Annotated in this window: 12 protein-coding genes; 8 read left to right on the forward strand and 4 right to left on the reverse strand. The window is 71.7% G+C overall.

Going from position 1 to position 13,599, the window contains the following annotated elements:
* Positions 1-93: 93 nt before the first annotated feature.
* The gene (locus MKK75_RS35000) at positions 94-1,155 is read right to left on the reverse strand and encodes an oxidoreductase (RefSeq protein ID WP_244047069.1); all 1,062 of its coding nucleotides are present in this window, start codon (positions 1,153-1,155) and stop codon (positions 94-96) included.
* 294 nt (positions 1,156-1,449) lie between these two features.
* Here MKK75_RS35000 and MKK75_RS35005 point away from each other — a divergent pair, with 294 nt between their 5' ends.
* The 7 genes from MKK75_RS35005 (at position 1,450) to MKK75_RS35035 (ending at position 9,228) form a co-directional block, all read left to right on the forward strand.
* Complete coding sequence (locus tag MKK75_RS35005) at positions 1,450-1,626, forward strand: hypothetical protein (protein ID WP_244047070.1); 177 nt, start codon at positions 1,450-1,452, stop codon at positions 1,624-1,626.
* A 169-nt stretch (positions 1,627-1,795) separates the two neighbouring features.
* Complete coding sequence (locus tag MKK75_RS35010) at positions 1,796-4,171, forward strand: sensor histidine kinase NtrY-like (protein WP_244047071.1); 2,376 nt, start codon at positions 1,796-1,798, stop codon at positions 4,169-4,171.
* Complete coding sequence (locus MKK75_RS35015) at positions 4,168-5,532, forward strand: sigma-54-dependent transcriptional regulator (protein WP_244047072.1); 1,365 nt, start codon at positions 4,168-4,170, stop codon at positions 5,530-5,532. The genes MKK75_RS35010 and MKK75_RS35015 overlap by 4 nt, the downstream gene beginning before the upstream one ends.
* A 193-nt stretch (positions 5,533-5,725) precedes the next feature.
* Positions 5,726-5,977 (forward strand): RNA chaperone Hfq, encoded by a 252-nt coding sequence (gene hfq / locus MKK75_RS35020; protein WP_007563033.1) that lies wholly within the window; start codon positions 5,726-5,728, stop codon positions 5,975-5,977.
* Between the two features lie 144 nt (positions 5,978-6,121).
* Positions 6,122-7,534, forward strand: coding sequence for a GTPase HflX (gene hflX, locus MKK75_RS35025; protein WP_244047073.1), 1,413 nt, complete (start codon positions 6,122-6,124; stop codon positions 7,532-7,534).
* The gene (locus MKK75_RS35030) at positions 7,534-8,910 is read left to right on the forward strand and encodes an adenylate/guanylate cyclase domain-containing protein (RefSeq protein WP_244047074.1); all 1,377 of its coding nucleotides are present in this window, start codon (positions 7,534-7,536) and stop codon (positions 8,908-8,910) included. The genes hflX and MKK75_RS35030 overlap by 1 nt, the downstream gene beginning before the upstream one ends.
* 87 nt (positions 8,911-8,997) lie before the next feature.
* Positions 8,998-9,228 carry a hypothetical protein gene (locus tag MKK75_RS35035; protein WP_244047075.1) on the forward strand — a complete coding sequence of 77 codons (231 nt, stop codon included), beginning with the start codon at positions 8,998-9,000 and terminating at the stop codon, positions 9,226-9,228.
* Between the two features lie 754 nt (positions 9,229-9,982).
* On the opposite strand, the gene MKK75_RS35040 is transcribed toward MKK75_RS35035, so the two are convergent.
* The 3 genes from MKK75_RS35040 to MKK75_RS35050 form a co-directional block, all read right to left on the reverse strand.
* Positions 9,983-10,216: a hypothetical protein gene (locus MKK75_RS35040; RefSeq protein ID WP_244047076.1), complete on the reverse strand. Its 234-nt coding sequence runs from the start codon at positions 10,214-10,216 to the stop codon at positions 9,983-9,985.
* A gap of 73 nt (positions 10,217-10,289) precedes the next feature.
* Positions 10,290-10,535, reverse strand: coding sequence for a hypothetical protein (locus MKK75_RS35045; protein WP_244047077.1), 246 nt, complete (start codon positions 10,533-10,535; stop codon positions 10,290-10,292).
* Positions 10,536-10,627: 92 nt separating this feature from the next.
* Positions 10,628-12,511 carry a glycosyltransferase family 2 protein gene (locus MKK75_RS35050; protein ID WP_409567653.1) on the reverse strand — a complete coding sequence of 628 codons (1,884 nt, stop codon included), beginning with the start codon at positions 12,509-12,511 and terminating at the stop codon, positions 10,628-10,630.
* A 238-nt stretch (positions 12,512-12,749) separates the two neighbouring features.
* Between MKK75_RS35050 and MKK75_RS35055 the strand changes: the two genes are divergently transcribed.
* A complete protein-coding gene (locus tag MKK75_RS35055; protein ID WP_279594340.1) occupies positions 12,750-13,592 on the forward strand; it encodes a transporter substrate-binding domain-containing protein in 843 nt (280 codons plus the stop codon).
* Positions 13,593-13,599: the final 7 nt, after the last annotated feature.

A 13,599-nucleotide genomic window follows, 5' to 3' on the forward strand; every position in this document is an offset into this window, starting at 1 on the left:
GTTACGGGCCGCCGCCATCGGGGTCAAGGCCCCGGCGGCAGGAGGCGTGCGCACCCCCCTGGGCGCGCGGAAAGGTCGCGCCCGGACCGCCCCTCAGTTCCCCCGCTCGTCAGGCGCAAGTGACGGCTCGACCGACGCCCCCGTCCGGGCCGACGTGAGGGCCGCCTCGAGACAGGCCATCACGCGGACGGCCTCCAGCGCGGCCGTGCCGTCGATCGCGCCCCGGGCGATCGTCTCCGCCACACCCTGGTAGAACCGACGCTGATCCCCGGCCACGGCCGGCTGATGCGTCACCCGCCCACTCCCGTCGTGGATCTCCAAGCCGTCTGGATCCGTGCCCCATCCCGGCGCGCCGGGGGCGAGGCCCGTCAGCAATTGCTGCTCCTGACGGTCCGCGCCGCGCTTGATCAGGCTGCCGGCCTCGCCGTGCACCAGGAAGCGGGGCGATCCGCCGGCGACCAGCATGCTGGCGTGCAGCACCACCCGCAGATCCGGATAATCCAGCACCACGTGGGCCCAGTCGTCCGATCGCGCCCCGGCGCGGAGCCGCGCGAGGTGGGCGGTCACGCGTTCGGGCAGGCCGAACAGCAGGAGCGCCTGATCGAGGAGGTGGGGCCCAAGATCGTACCAGATCCCGCTGCCGGGACCGGCGCCCTCGCGCCAGCGGTCGCGGACCTCGGGGCGGAACCGGTCGAAATGCGATTCGAAATGTCGAACCGGACCGATGACGCCGTCTGTGATCGCCGCGCGAACGGTCAGGACGTCGCTGTCCCAGCGCCGGTTGTGGAACACCGCGAGCAGCCGGCCCCGGCTCCCGGCCTCCGCGCGCAGGGCGCGCGCCTCCGCGAGGGTGAGGGTGAAGGGCTTGTCGACCACGACGTGCTTGCCGGCCGCGAGCGCGGCCCGCGCCAGGGGGGCATGGGTGTCGTTGGGAGCGGCGATCACCACGAGGTCGACCGCTTCCGCCGTGGCGACCGCATAGGGGTCGGCGATGACCGCCACATCGGGCCGGTCGGCCGCGACCCGGGTGGGATCGCTGGAGCCGATCAGCCGCAGATCGAGCCCCGGGACGGCGCGGATCAGGGGCGCGTGAAAAGTCCGGCCGGCGTAGCCGTAGCCGATCAGGCCGACCCGGATCGCAGGCGCGCGCGTCATCGCCGCAACCTCCCTGCGCCGCGCGGACAGCGTCGGGCGACACGTCCGGAACACCCGATCGCCATGCTCGACCTCGCTCGTCGCCTAGCGCCTGCGCTCAGGAGCGCCGTGCCGGTCCCGTCGACCCGTAGACCAGGGGACGAAGCCCGCGGCGGCCATGAGCATCAGGGGGGCGATGATGGCAGCAGGCAGGAAACCGCCCGTCATTCCGCGATCCTCCGCAAGACGCGCCGCCCAACCAGAGGTTGGGCCACGCTCAGGGACAACCAAGTCATCACCGGGACATTCAGACCCGTGAGCGCGATCGACGCCGTTGACGTGATGGATGTCACGATCGAAGCAAAGCATCCGACCGCGCGGGCGGCCACGGTCGCACCGTTCAAGCACGTCGCGGTAAGCGTGATGCGTTCGTTCCGCGCGGCTTTGTTCATGGCGACGTCTATGACGACCTTCCAGCGCAGCTTACCGTAAAGCTTGCCGCCGCGCCAAGGATGCGGGTGAAGTCTGGGCAGTTCGGTGCGTGAGCCGAGGCTGCAACGCTCCGCGCGGTGGCAGACCCGCAACGAATTCAACCTGTGCGCGTCATCGCGACAGGCTATTCGTATTAATTCCGCCACACTGTTGTGGCCCTGCACCAGTGATGCCGTTCCTGCAGCGCTCACCCACAGAGGAAGGCCCTGTGCCGGACCCGGAAGGGCCGGGCGAGGGCGCCGGTCCGGACGCGGCTTTGGCCGAGTCGCTGCGGCCGGGCCCCCGCGGCCCGGGCTGGATCGGCGCGGCCGTGGTGGTCACCGCCCTGGTCTCGGCGCTCGCGACCTTCCTGATCCTGGCCGGCGTGATCCGGGTGACGCCGACGCCCGCCTATGGGGTGACGCTGCTCGGCATCAACGCCGCCCTGGTGCTCGGCCTCGCCTTCATCATCGCCTGGGAGGCGCGGGTCTTCCTGCACGCCCGCAAGGCCAACGCCGCGGTGGCGCGCCTGCACACCCGCATCGTCGGCCTGTTCTCGCTGATCGCGATCCTGCCCACGATCCTGCTCGCGGTGGTGGCCTCCGTGACCATCGACCGGGGCCTGTCGCTCGGCTTCACCGATCGGGTCCGCGATGTGGTGCTGAAATCCGTGGAGGTGGCCGACGCCTACCAGGAGAACCAGTGCCAGAGCCTCGCCCGGGAGATCCGCATCCTGGCCGACGACCTCACCCGGGCCCGGCCGAACTTCGACGTGAACCGGGACTGGTTCCAGAACTTCCTGACGACGCGCGCCTCCAATCTCGGCCTGCCGGTCGCCCAGATCATGCGCGGGCCGACCGAGGTGGTGGCCCGGGCCAAGATCGACGTGCTGAAGACCAACCGCCTGCCCTCGGCGGCGGCGTTCGAGGACGCGGCGAGCTCGGCCGACCCGATCTGCCTGCTGCCCACCGAGGGCCGGGTCTTCGCCGCCCTGGTGCGGATGCCCGCCTACGACGATGCCGTGCTGATGGTGCAGCGGGAGGTGAGCCAGCTCGCCATCGACTTCCCCGGCGTGTCCCGGGCGGCGGCGGCCGAGTACCTCACCTACGATTCGCTGCGCCGCTCGATCCAGATCACCTTCGCGTCGGTGTTCCTGCTGATCGCCCTGATCGCGCTCCTGTCGGCCGTGTGGTTCGGCATGAACTTCGCCAACCGGTTCGTGGCGCCGATCCGGCGGCTGATCAATGCCGCCGATCAGGTCGCCTCGGGCAATTTCTACGCCCAGGTGCCGACCCGGAAGACCAGCGGCGACCTCGCCCATCTCGGCGAGGCGTTCAACAAGATGACGCAGGAGCTGCGCCGCCAGCACGCCGGCCTGATCGCGGCGAGCGACCTGATCGACACCCGCCGCCGCTTCACCGAGGCCGTGCTCTCGGGGGTTTCGCCCGGGGTGATCGGCCTCGACGCGGCGGGCTTCGTCACCATCGCCAACCCGGCGGCGGAGCGGATGCTCGACCTCGACAGCGACGCCCTCGTCGGCCAGCCCCTCGGCCGCGCGGTGCCGGAACTCGCCCCCGTGCTCGCCGAGAGCGAGGCTCGCCCGCGCAGCCTGCAGCAGCAGCAGATCCAGCTCGCCCGGTCGCGCGGCGAGCGGACCATCACGGTGCGGGTCACGAGCGAGCAGGCGCAAGGGTCGTCCCGCGGCTGGGTGGTGACCCTCGACGACATCACCGACCTCGTCCAGGCGCAGCGCAGCTCCGCCTGGGGCGACGTGGCGCGCCGCATCGCCCACGAGATCAAGAACCCGCTGACCCCGATCCAGCTCTCGGCCGAGCGGATCCGGCGCAAGTACGGGAAGGTCATCACCGCCGACAAGGAGGTGTTCGACCAGTGCACCGCCACGATCGTGCGGCAGGTCGACGAGATCAAGCGCATGGTCGACGAGTTCTCGGCCTTCGCGCGGATGCCCAAGCCCGCCATCGCCCAGAACGATCTCACCGAGATCGCCAAGCAGAACCTGTTCATGATGCGGGTCGCGCACCCGGACATCGACTTCGCCTTCTCGGCACAGACGGGCTCGGCGGAGGGCGGCGCGGCGAACTCGGAAAAAATCGTGGCGGCCTTCGACATCCGGCTGCTCAGCCAGGTGATCACCAACATCCTCAAGAACGCCGTCGAGGCGGTGGCCGAGGTGCCGGAGGCCGAGCTCGGCAAGGGCAAGATCTCGCTCAGCCTCGCCGTCGAGGACGGGTTCGCGGTGATCGCCGTCACCGACAACGGCAAGGGTTTCCCCGCCGAGGGACGCCAGCGGCTGCTCGAGCCCTACATGACCACCCGCGAGGGCGGGACCGGGCTGGGGCTTGCCATCGTGAGCAAGGTGCTTGAGGAGCACGGCGGCGGGATCGAGCTGAACGACAATCCCGCCGGCCGTGGCGGGCAGGTGCGGATGCGGGTTCCCCGCGAGCACGGGTCCGAGCCGTCGGTTTCCCCCGAGACCCGTCCCGTCACGACAGAGGAGAAGGGCGCCGCACCGACGGCCCCCCGGATCGCGGAGATGCACGCATGAGCGCCGATATCCTGATCGTCGATGACGAGGCCGACATCCGCGACCTCGTGGCCGGGATCCTGGACGACGAGGGCCACCGCTGCCGCACGGCCGGCGGCTCGGACGAGGCGCTGGCCGCCATCGAGGCGCGCCGGCCGCACCTCGTCTTCCTCGACATCTGGCTGCAGGGCTCGAGGCTCGACGGCCTGCAGGTGCTCGACCTGATCAAGGCGGCCAACCCCGACCTGCCGGTGGTGATGATCTCGGGCCACGGCAACATCGAGACCGCGGTCTCGGCCATCAAGGCGGGGGCCTACGACTTCATCGAGAAGCCGTTCAAGGCCGACCGGCTGATCCTGGTGGCCGAGCGGGCGCTGGAGGCCTCGCGGCTCCGGCGCGAGGTCCGCGACCTGACGGCGCGCTCCGGCAACGCCAACCGCATCGTCGGCGGCTCGCTCGCCATCAACCAGCTCCGCCAGACCCTTGACCGGGTGGCGCCCACCAACGCCCGGGTGATGATCACCGGGGCGCTCGGCGCCGGCAAGGAACTCGCCGCGCGCAGCCTGCACAAGGCCTCGGCGCGCTCGAACGGCCCGTTCGTGCTGCTCAACGCCGCCGCGATCCTGCCCGAGACCATGGAGGCGGAGCTGTTCGGCGTCGAGGGCGAGAGCGGCCGGCGGGTCGGCGCCCTGGAGGAGGCCCATGGCGGCACCCTCTACCTCGACGAGGTCGCCGACATGCCGCGGGAGACCCAGAGCCGGATCCTGCGCGTCCTGGTCGATCAGAACTTCCAGCGGGTCGGCGGCACGACGCGGGTGCACGTCGATGTCCGGATCATCTCCTCGTCCTCCCGGGATCTCCAAGACGAAATCGCCGCCGGCCGGTTCCGCGAGGACCTGTTCCACCGCCTCTCGGTGGTGCCGATCCGGGTGCCGGCCCTGTCGGAGCGCCGGGAGGACGTGCCCGAGCTGATCCAGTTTTTCATGGACAACATCTCGTCTCAGACCGGCCTGCCCAAGCGCCGGATCGCCGAGGACGCGATGGCGGTGCTGCAGTCGCACAACTGGCCGGGCAACGTCCGCCAGCTCAAGAACAACGTCGAGCGGCTGATGATCCTGACCCAGGCCGACCCGGAGCAGGAGGTGACCTCCGAGATGCTGCCCTCCGAGATCGGCGCCCTGGTGCCGACCACGCCGGGCGGCGCGGGCGGCGAGAAGCTGATGAGCCTCGCCCTCCGGGAGGCCCGCGAGATCTTCGAGCGCGAGTACCTCGTGGCGCAGATCGCCCGGTTCTCGGGCAACATCTCGCGCACCGCCGAGTTCATCGGCATGGAGCGCTCGGCCCTGCACCGCAAGTTGAAGTCGCTGGGCATCGGCCCCTGAACCCGCGGGGCAAAAGGACGCGTTGAGGCCTCCGCCGATCCGTCACGGATCGGCGGGGTACGGGGGTTGCTTGCGCCCACGCTTTGACGACGTCATGTTGTATACACGGCGGCGGACGGGATGATCGGACGATCCGGCCCGCGGCATACCCATCCCGGACGGAGCGAGCCGGGACAACAAGAAGGCCAAGAAGATGGCGGGCGAACGCGCACAGAACCTTCAGGACACCTTTCTCAATCATGTCCGCAAGAACAAGATCCCGCTGACGATCTTCCTGGTCAACGGCGTCAAGCTCCAGGGTGTCGTAACCTGGTTCGACAACTTCTGCGTGCTGCTGCGCCGGGACGGGCACTCGCAGCTCGTCTACAAGCACGCGATCTCGACGATCATGCCGGGCCACCCAGTGCAGTTGTTCGAGCCGGACGAGACCGCCGAGAAGGCGTGAGGTTTTGAGGGGGCGCAGCCGGGCTCTGCGGATATCTGCGGCCGCACCGTCCCGCCATCTTGGCTGAGGTCAACCGAATCCCCATTTTATTGGATCCGACCTCTCCAAAAAAGCCGCCGGCCGTCCGGCGGCGCTAAAGGCCGTATGACCGAAACGCTGACGTCCGGCGAAGCCCGCCTCCAGGCGCAGGCCGCCCCCGAGGGCGAGATCGCCGCGGCGACCCACACGCTGGTGATCGGCCCCTATCTGGCGCGCGGCGCCTACGGGGCCGGCCACAGCCCGGCCGCACCCACGCGCTCCGTGGAGGCGCGCCTCGACGAGGCCACCGGGCTTGCCGCCGCGATCGAGCTCGACGTGATCGAGAGCCTCGCGGTCAGCCTGCCGCGGATCCGCCCCGCGACCTATCTCGGCAAGGGCCGGGTGGACGAGATCGCCGGCCTGATCCGCGCCCGGGAGATCGGCCTCGTGGTGATGGACTGCGCGCTCTCGCCGGTGCAGCAGCGCAACCTCGAGAAGGAATGGGGTGCCAAGGTCATCGACCGCACCGGCCTGATCCTGGAAATATTCGGTCGCCGCGCCTCCACGCGGGAGGGCACCCTCCAGGTCGAGCACGCCCACCTCGCCTACCAGAAATCGCGCCTCGTCCGCTCTTGGACCCACCTGGAGCGCCAGCGCGGCGGCTTCGGCTTCCTGGGCGGCCCCGGCGAGACCCAGATCGAGGCCGACCGGCGGATGATCCAGGAGCGCATGACCCGGATCGAGCGCGACCTCGACGCAGTGGTGCGCACCCGCGGCCTGCACCGGCAGAGCCGGGCGCGGGTGCCGTACCCGATCGTGGCGCTCGTCGGCTACACGAATGCCGGCAAGTCGAGCCTGTTCAACACGCTGACCCGGGCCGAGGTCACCGCCAAGGACATGCTGTTCGCGACCCTCGACCCCACCGCACGGGCGACCAAGCTGCCCCACGGTGAGACCGTGATCCTGTCCGACACGGTGGGCTTCATCTCCGACCTGCCGACCCCGCTGATCGCGGCCTTCCGGGCGACGCTTGAGGACGCCATCGAGGCCGACGTGCTGCTCCACGTGCGCGACGTCAGCCACGTCGATTCCGAGGCGCAGGCCGAGGATGTCGGCGAGGTCCTGCGCGAACTCGGCATCGAGACCAGCGCCGACCGGATCATCGAGGTCTGGAACAAGGCCGACCTGCTGGACGACGACGAGCGTACGCGGTTGATGAACCTCAGCGGCCAGGACAAGGCCCGCAACGACCGCGACAGCGCCGCGCCGGTCCTGGTCTCGGCCGTGACCGGGGAGGGGCTCTCGGCCCTCACCAGCCGGATCGAGGCGCGGATCGGGCGCAACCGCGCGAGCTTCGCGGTGGCCCTGCCGCCGGAGGACGGGGCGGCCCTGAACTGGCTCTACGAGAACGCCGAGATTCTGGACCGCCGGTCAGAGGCCGACGGCACCCTGCATCTGGCGGTGCGGATCGCCCCCGAGAAGGAGCCGCGCTTCCTCAACCGCTTCGCGGCGGCCCGGCGCCTCGGCCGGGGCGGCTGATGGCCTCGGCCGGCGCCGGCAACCCGCCGCTCACAGGCCTGCGGGCCGCGCGGGCGGCGGTCGCGGTGCCGCCGGACCAGGACGAGGACGCGGTGCTGCGGACCATGCAGGCGGGCGGCGGCCTGCGCCTGCTCGGTCTGCGCATCGTCATCGTGCTGGTGCTGCTGATGGCGGCCCAGGCCTATGACGGCTCGCTGCATGCCCTGAGCCACTGGTTCATCCTCGCCCTCTACGGCCTCGGCACGGCCTGGTTCGGGCTCCGCGAGCGGGGCGGCGGGCCCCTGGCCAACGCCTATAGCTGGGCCGGCACCGGCCTGAACGCCGGGCTCGCCGTCTACGTGCTGATCGAGCACATGCTGGCCGGGGGCGGGGCGGGCCTCGGTGCCGACACGGTGAGCCGCCTGCCGGCCTTCCTGCTCCTGCTCCAGACCGGCCTGAGCATGCGGGTGGCCCAGACCGTGGTGTTCTGCGGCCTCGTCGCCGCCTGCTGGAGCGCGATGTTCCTGATCGGGCTGATGCATCCGGAGCTGGTCCCCAACGCGGAGACGTTTCCGACCGCGCAGCTCACGGGGCTGGCCACCTTCGCGGCGGCGGGCCTCCTGGTCGTGGACGGGGTGATCCGCCTGCGTGGGGCGGTGGCGCGGGCCCTGCGCATGGAGCACGAGCGGACCCTGCTCGCCCGCTTCGTCCCGGACGCGGTCGCCCTCGACCTCTCGGCCGAGGGCGGCGATTCGGCACTCGGAATCCACCGGCGCCACGCCTGCTTGATGATCCTCGACATCCGCGGCTTCTCCCGGCTCTCGGGCGAGCACCCGCCGGAGACCATGGTGGCGGCGCTGCTGGCCGTGCGCGCGGCCGCGCAGGCGGCGGTGGCCGAGGCGGGCGGCCTCGTGGACAAGTATATCGGCGACGCGGTGCTGGTGCAGTTCGTGGTCGGCCGCCCGGACGCGCAGGCGCGGGCGGCGCTCGCCTGCGCCCTGTCGCTCCGCCGCCGGATCGCCGCGCTCAACGCGGCGCGGGACGCGGAGGGGCTGTTCACGCTCCGGGTCGTGGTCGCCCTGCACGCGGGCGACCTGCTGGTCGGGGTGTTCGACGACGGGGTCCGGGCTGAATACACGGTGCTGGGCCCGGCCATGAACGCCCTGTCGCGGATCGAGGCCCAGGCCAAGGCGGCCGAACTCGATCTCGCCGCCTCGGGGGATTTCTTGGACCTGCTCGGGAGCGTGCTGCCGGACGGCATCCGGGCGGTCCCGGTACCGGGAGCGGTGCTGCCCGAACCGCTCACCCTGTTCGCCGTCGCGGCGGACCGGGATCCCGATCCGGCCGCTTCGGTCCCGGCGAGCGAGAGGATACCGGCCGCCCGCGCCGCCTCCTGAGGCGATGCGGCGCCGGGGGGGCCGGAACCCGAAGGATTCTAATCCGTTCGGTCGTCGCGGCGCAAAGTCGCGGAGAACGGATCAACCATGAACAAGCTCATCCTCGGCGCGGCGCTCACGCTCGGCCTCGTCGTCGGCGCCGCCAGCCCGACCCTGGCGGCCCCCGGCGACGGCCTCAGCCCGAACGCCGCCGCACAGGGCAACGGCAATTTCGGCGGCATGCACCGCAATGCCCGGATGCAGTCGCAGATGATGCGCCACCGCATGATGCACCGGCACCACCGCCGGCACCACATGATGCGCCGCCACATGCGCTGAGCGTCTATCCGCTGGGATCACGGGTTTCCAGAGGGCAAGCCCTTTGGCGGGTTCTCAGGGCGGAGCCTTGAGACCTCGACCGGGGCTCTGCCCTGGACCCGCGAAAGGTCTCGACCTTTCGAAACCACGACTTCAGATCCGGAACGCTTTGCGCTCCGGTCGAACAGCTCCGGTACGCCGATGCCGGCCGGTGCGGCTTCTGCTACGCCCCGTGTGTTCCAGCGCCCCTCGAAGCGGGCGCGGCACAGCGCGGATTCGATGCTGGGATCGGGTCGGTTCGCGCAGGGATGCGGCGCGGGGCTCGCCGGCATCGCCCCCGCGCAGGCCCAGACCAACCCGGCCCCACCCCTCCTCTTCACCGGCATCCCCGGTCAGGACGAGAGCCGCCGCGTCAAGCGCTTCGGCAAGGCCGCCACCACTCTCGAAGCCAAGCTCGGCGTGCCGGTGCACTCCCGCCCGGTGACGAGCCACCCGGCTTCGGTCACCCCCTTCGCGGACGGGCAGGTGCAGCACGCCTGGTGGCAGCTTCACCGGCGTCCAGGCCCGCCGGGCGGTGCCGGGCTCCCGGGCGATCGCGCAGGGCGCCGCGGACGCGACGGTCAGGTCCTATATCCGCGCCAACGCCGCCACATGGCCCGGAGCCACGAGACCCTGATCCTGGCGCTCCATGACGTCGCCGACCCATACCGATCGGATCGTGGTGCTGGAGGCGGGCCGGCTCAGCCCTGTCTACGAGGCTGCCGAGAGGAGGGCGTCAGGTCCCGGCGCCGCGCTCGCGCACCTGCTCGGCCTGCAGGGCATTGAGATAACCGGTCAGGCGCCCGCTGACCGCAGGATCGGCGCATTGCACCCAGAGCGGAGCCGGCAGGGCCCGGACGGGCAGGCGCAGCAGGAACGCCTCGGCCGACAGGGCCGCTTCCCGCTCGGAGGCGGCGGCCAGCAGGCGAGCCCCCGCCTGCGTACCGATCAGGATCGCGATCGTGGCCATGATGACGATCCACGGTAATGAAACATCCCGGGACGACAACGACGCGGACGCGTGAAGCGTTGCGCCGGCGTCATCAGCTGGTCGGGCGGATGCAGAGCGGCTCCCAGGCCAGGGCGAGGCCGAACGACCACAGGATCCGCCCGAGGGGATCGGTCAGCACCGCCCCGGTCAGGAGCATCCCGGCGGCGTTGCGGCAGAGGTCCCGGGCGCCGCGGATCGCGGCTTCCGCGTCGTCCGCCTCCAGGCTGTCGCTGGCGAAGGCGAGGCCGCTGCGGCCATCCGCGTGCTCCATCGTGCGGCGGCGATGATAGGCCGGCACCGCTCAGATCTCCCCGCAAACGCGTCGCCATCGGCCCCTGCGCCGGCACCGTCCCAGCATAGGCGCACCCCGTCCGGTCCGACTGATCGCGGTTAAGGGACGGCGCGTTTCCCGTCCGCCGTGAGGCCGCCGGGCCGCCCTTGACGTCGCAGACGGCCGCTCCGGGAGGTGCGCGCCAGGCCGTGCCGGGTCTTGTTCCAGCGCTCCGGGGCGCGGACCAGCTCGACCAGCGCCAGCCACGCAGCCACGCTGACGAGCAGGAAGTAGACCGGCATCCCCAGGGCCCAGGGGGTGAGGTCGCCCCAGCCGCGGCGGATGCCGCCGATCAGGGCCGGGAGGACGAGGGCCCCGAGCCCCGTCCCGAACAGGGTGAGCGCGAGCCCCGTGCCGAGATTGTCCAGGAAGGCGGGGGCGGCCGGGATCTCGAGGACCAGGAAGGACCAGATCGCGCCGATGAGGCAGGCCGGGTAGGCCAGGGCCGAGACCACCGTGCCGGGGACCAGGGCCACGGCGCAGAGCACCTCCAGCCCGCCGAGTCGGCGCGCGCTGGCCAGGGGGCTGCGCCCGTGGGTGAGACTCGTCTGCGCGAGCCCCTTGAGCCAGCGGATCCGCTGGCCGAGCCACGGCCTGAACCGGCTGGGCGCCTCCTCGGTGGTGGCGCTCGGCAGGTCGCCGACCGTGTAGCCCGCGAGCGCCAGCCGCATCCCGAGATCGGCGTCCTCGGTGACGTTGTAGGAATCCCAGCCGCCGAGCGCCCGGAGCACCCGGACGCGCAGGTGCATCGAAGTGCCGCCGAGCGGGATCGGCAGGCGGCACCGGGCGAGGGCCGGGTTCAGGACGTCGAACAGGCCGGCATATTCCAGGGCGTGGGCGCGGGTCAGCCAGGAATCGTCGGCGTTGTCGATCACGAGCCGGCCCTGGAGGCAGGCGGTCCGCTCGGGCAGGCGGGCGAACAGCGCGGCAGCCAGGCGCAGTTGCCCGGGATCGGGATCGTCCTCGGCGTCGTAGACCGTGAGCAGGTCCCCACGGGCCAGCGGCAGGCCGGCGTTGAGCGCCCGCGGCTTGGTGCGCGGGCTGCCCGGCGGCACCGTGATCACCTCGAACCGAGCGGGCAGGGCGATCGGCGCGAGCGCCGCCCGCGTCTCCCGATCGCCGGCCTCGACCAGCAGCTTGATGTCGAGCTTGGCCGGGGGGTAGTCGAGGGCCGCCAGGGCCCGCAGCAGGGCCGGAACCACCGCGGCCTCCCGGTAGAGCGGGACCAGGACGGTGTAGACGGGCAGGGCGGTATCCGCGAGCGGCGGCGCCTCGACCGTGACCGGGGCCTTGATCGCCACGGCGGCGAGGCGGAAGACCGTCATGGCGAGGAACAGGCTCTGCGCCGACAGCGCCACCATGCGGGCGAACGGCGCCGGGAGCGCGGCGCAGAGACAGAGCGCCGCGGTGAGGGTCAGCGCCAGGACCAGCAGCCACCAGACCGTCGGTTCGCGCGCGGTCGCCCGCTCGGGTGCGCGCCGCGCGAGATCGTGCGCCGCATGATCCGCCACCTGCACAGGGATCGCGGCGAAGACCGCCTCGCGCAGGTGGGTCGGGCTGGTGATGGCGATCGGCCCGATCCGGCGCGGGCTGCCGAGCAGGCTCGCGATGATCCGGCCGCGCGGCGCAAGCACCCAGGGCGCCACCGAGCCGGGCGCCAGCGGCGCGTGACCGGCAACCAGAGTGTCGGGAAAGCGCAGGCCCGGACCGAACGGGATCGGCCCGTCGAGGTAGGGGGCGCCGAGCGCCCGGGCGAGGGCCCGGTAATACGCCGCCTCCGCCATCAGGCCGGCATTCAGCAGCGCGGTCGCGGCATCCGTGCCGGCCTGGACCGCGTCGGCGGCGGCCTGGATCAGCAGCCGGTCCGCGATCCCCTCCGCGCGCAGGAAGGCGATCTCCGGCGGCAGGTCGGCCAGCCCCGCCGACGAGCCCTGGACCGGCACGCCGCGCTCCCCCGGTGGCCTCAGGACGTGGTAGGGACGGTGGGTGAGCCAGTCCCCGCCCCCGCGCTCCGGCAGGAGCACCGCCCCCGCCACAACGCCGTCTCTGAGCGCGCTGCCCTCAGAGACGGTTGTAAGCCCTTGTTTAGGCCCGCTCTCTTGCGCTGACCTTGCGTCCCGCCCGGACCGCGTTCGCGTGTCGGGAGGCGGCTCGCGGCGCGCTTCCGCCCGGCTCGCGGCGATGGTGATCGCCCTGTGCGCCGTATGGGGTGGACCGCCGCGGAGCACCGCCGCGGAAGCCCCGGCCGCGACGCCCGCCGTCACGGTGCCGGATTTCTGGAACCCGCGCAGCCGCGGCGAGCGGGTGGAGGCGCCCCAGACCGGCCGGGCGGTCCGCTTCCTCACGGACGACGAGTTCCCGCCGCTGCACTTCGCCGGCCCCGACGGCAACCCGACGGGCTTCGTCGTCGAGCTCGCCCGCGCGGTGTGCGAGAAGCTGGCGATCACCTGCACGGTGCAGGCGCGCCGCTTCGACACCCTGCTGGACGCGCTGGACAGCAAGCAGGGCGACGTGGTCGCCGCCGCGATCCCGCTGACGGCGAAGCTGCGGGAGAAATTTCTGGCGACCCGGCCGTATTTCCGCTGGCCGGCGCGGTTCGCGGCCCGGACCGACCGGGGCCTGCCGGTCCCCTCGGCGGCGGCGCTCGCCGGCCGCAGCGTCGGGGTGCTCGGCAACAGCGCGCATGCGGCCTACCTGAAGACGTTCTTCCCGAAGGCCGTGGCGAAAGACTTCACTGATCTCGCGGCGGCCGAGGGCGCGCTCAAGCGCGGCGAGATCGACTACCTGTTCGCCGACGGCCTGAACCTCGCCCTCTATGTCGGCGGCCAGGATGCGGAAAACTGCTGCGCGCTCATCGGCGGCGACTACCTGGAGAACCGCTATTTCGGGGAGGGGATCGGGCTGATCACGCGCCAGGAGGACGCGGCCCTCTCCCGGGCGCTGGACGACGCGCTCCAGCGGGTCTGGGACGACGGGAAATACACCGAGCTGTACCTGCGGTTCTTCCCCGTCAGCCCGTTCTGAGGGCTTT

The organism is Methylobacterium sp. J-030 (genome assembly GCF_022829545.1).
Lineage (GTDB): Bacteria > Pseudomonadota > Alphaproteobacteria > Rhizobiales > Beijerinckiaceae > Methylobacterium.

Excerpts from the sequence above, each read along its gene's own strand:
- MKK75_RS35000 (WP_244047069.1), bottom strand. The coding sequence starts at position 1,155 with ATGACGCGCGCGCCTGCGATCCGGGTCGGCCTGATCGGCTACGGCTAC.
- MKK75_RS35010 (WP_244047071.1), top strand. The coding sequence starts at position 1,796 with ATGCCGTTCCTGCAGCGCTCACCCACAGAGGAAGGCCCTGTGCCGGAC.
- MKK75_RS35015 (WP_244047072.1), top strand. The coding sequence starts at position 4,168 with ATGAGCGCCGATATCCTGATCGTCGATGACGAGGCCGACATCCGCGAC.
- hfq (WP_007563033.1), top strand. The coding sequence starts at position 5,726 with ATGGCGGGCGAACGCGCACAGAACCTTCAGGACACCTTTCTCAATCAT.
- hflX (WP_244047073.1), top strand. The coding sequence starts at position 6,122 with ATGACCGAAACGCTGACGTCCGGCGAAGCCCGCCTCCAGGCGCAGGCC.
- MKK75_RS35030 (WP_244047074.1), top strand. The coding sequence starts at position 7,534 with ATGGCCTCGGCCGGCGCCGGCAACCCGCCGCTCACAGGCCTGCGGGCC.
- MKK75_RS35035 (WP_244047075.1), top strand. The coding sequence starts at position 8,998 with ATGAACAAGCTCATCCTCGGCGCGGCGCTCACGCTCGGCCTCGTCGTC.
- MKK75_RS35040 (WP_244047076.1), bottom strand. The coding sequence starts at position 10,216 with ATGGCCACGATCGCGATCCTGATCGGTACGCAGGCGGGGGCTCGCCTG.
- MKK75_RS35055 (WP_279594340.1), top strand. The coding sequence starts at position 12,750 with ATGGTGATCGCCCTGTGCGCCGTATGGGGTGGACCGCCGCGGAGCACC.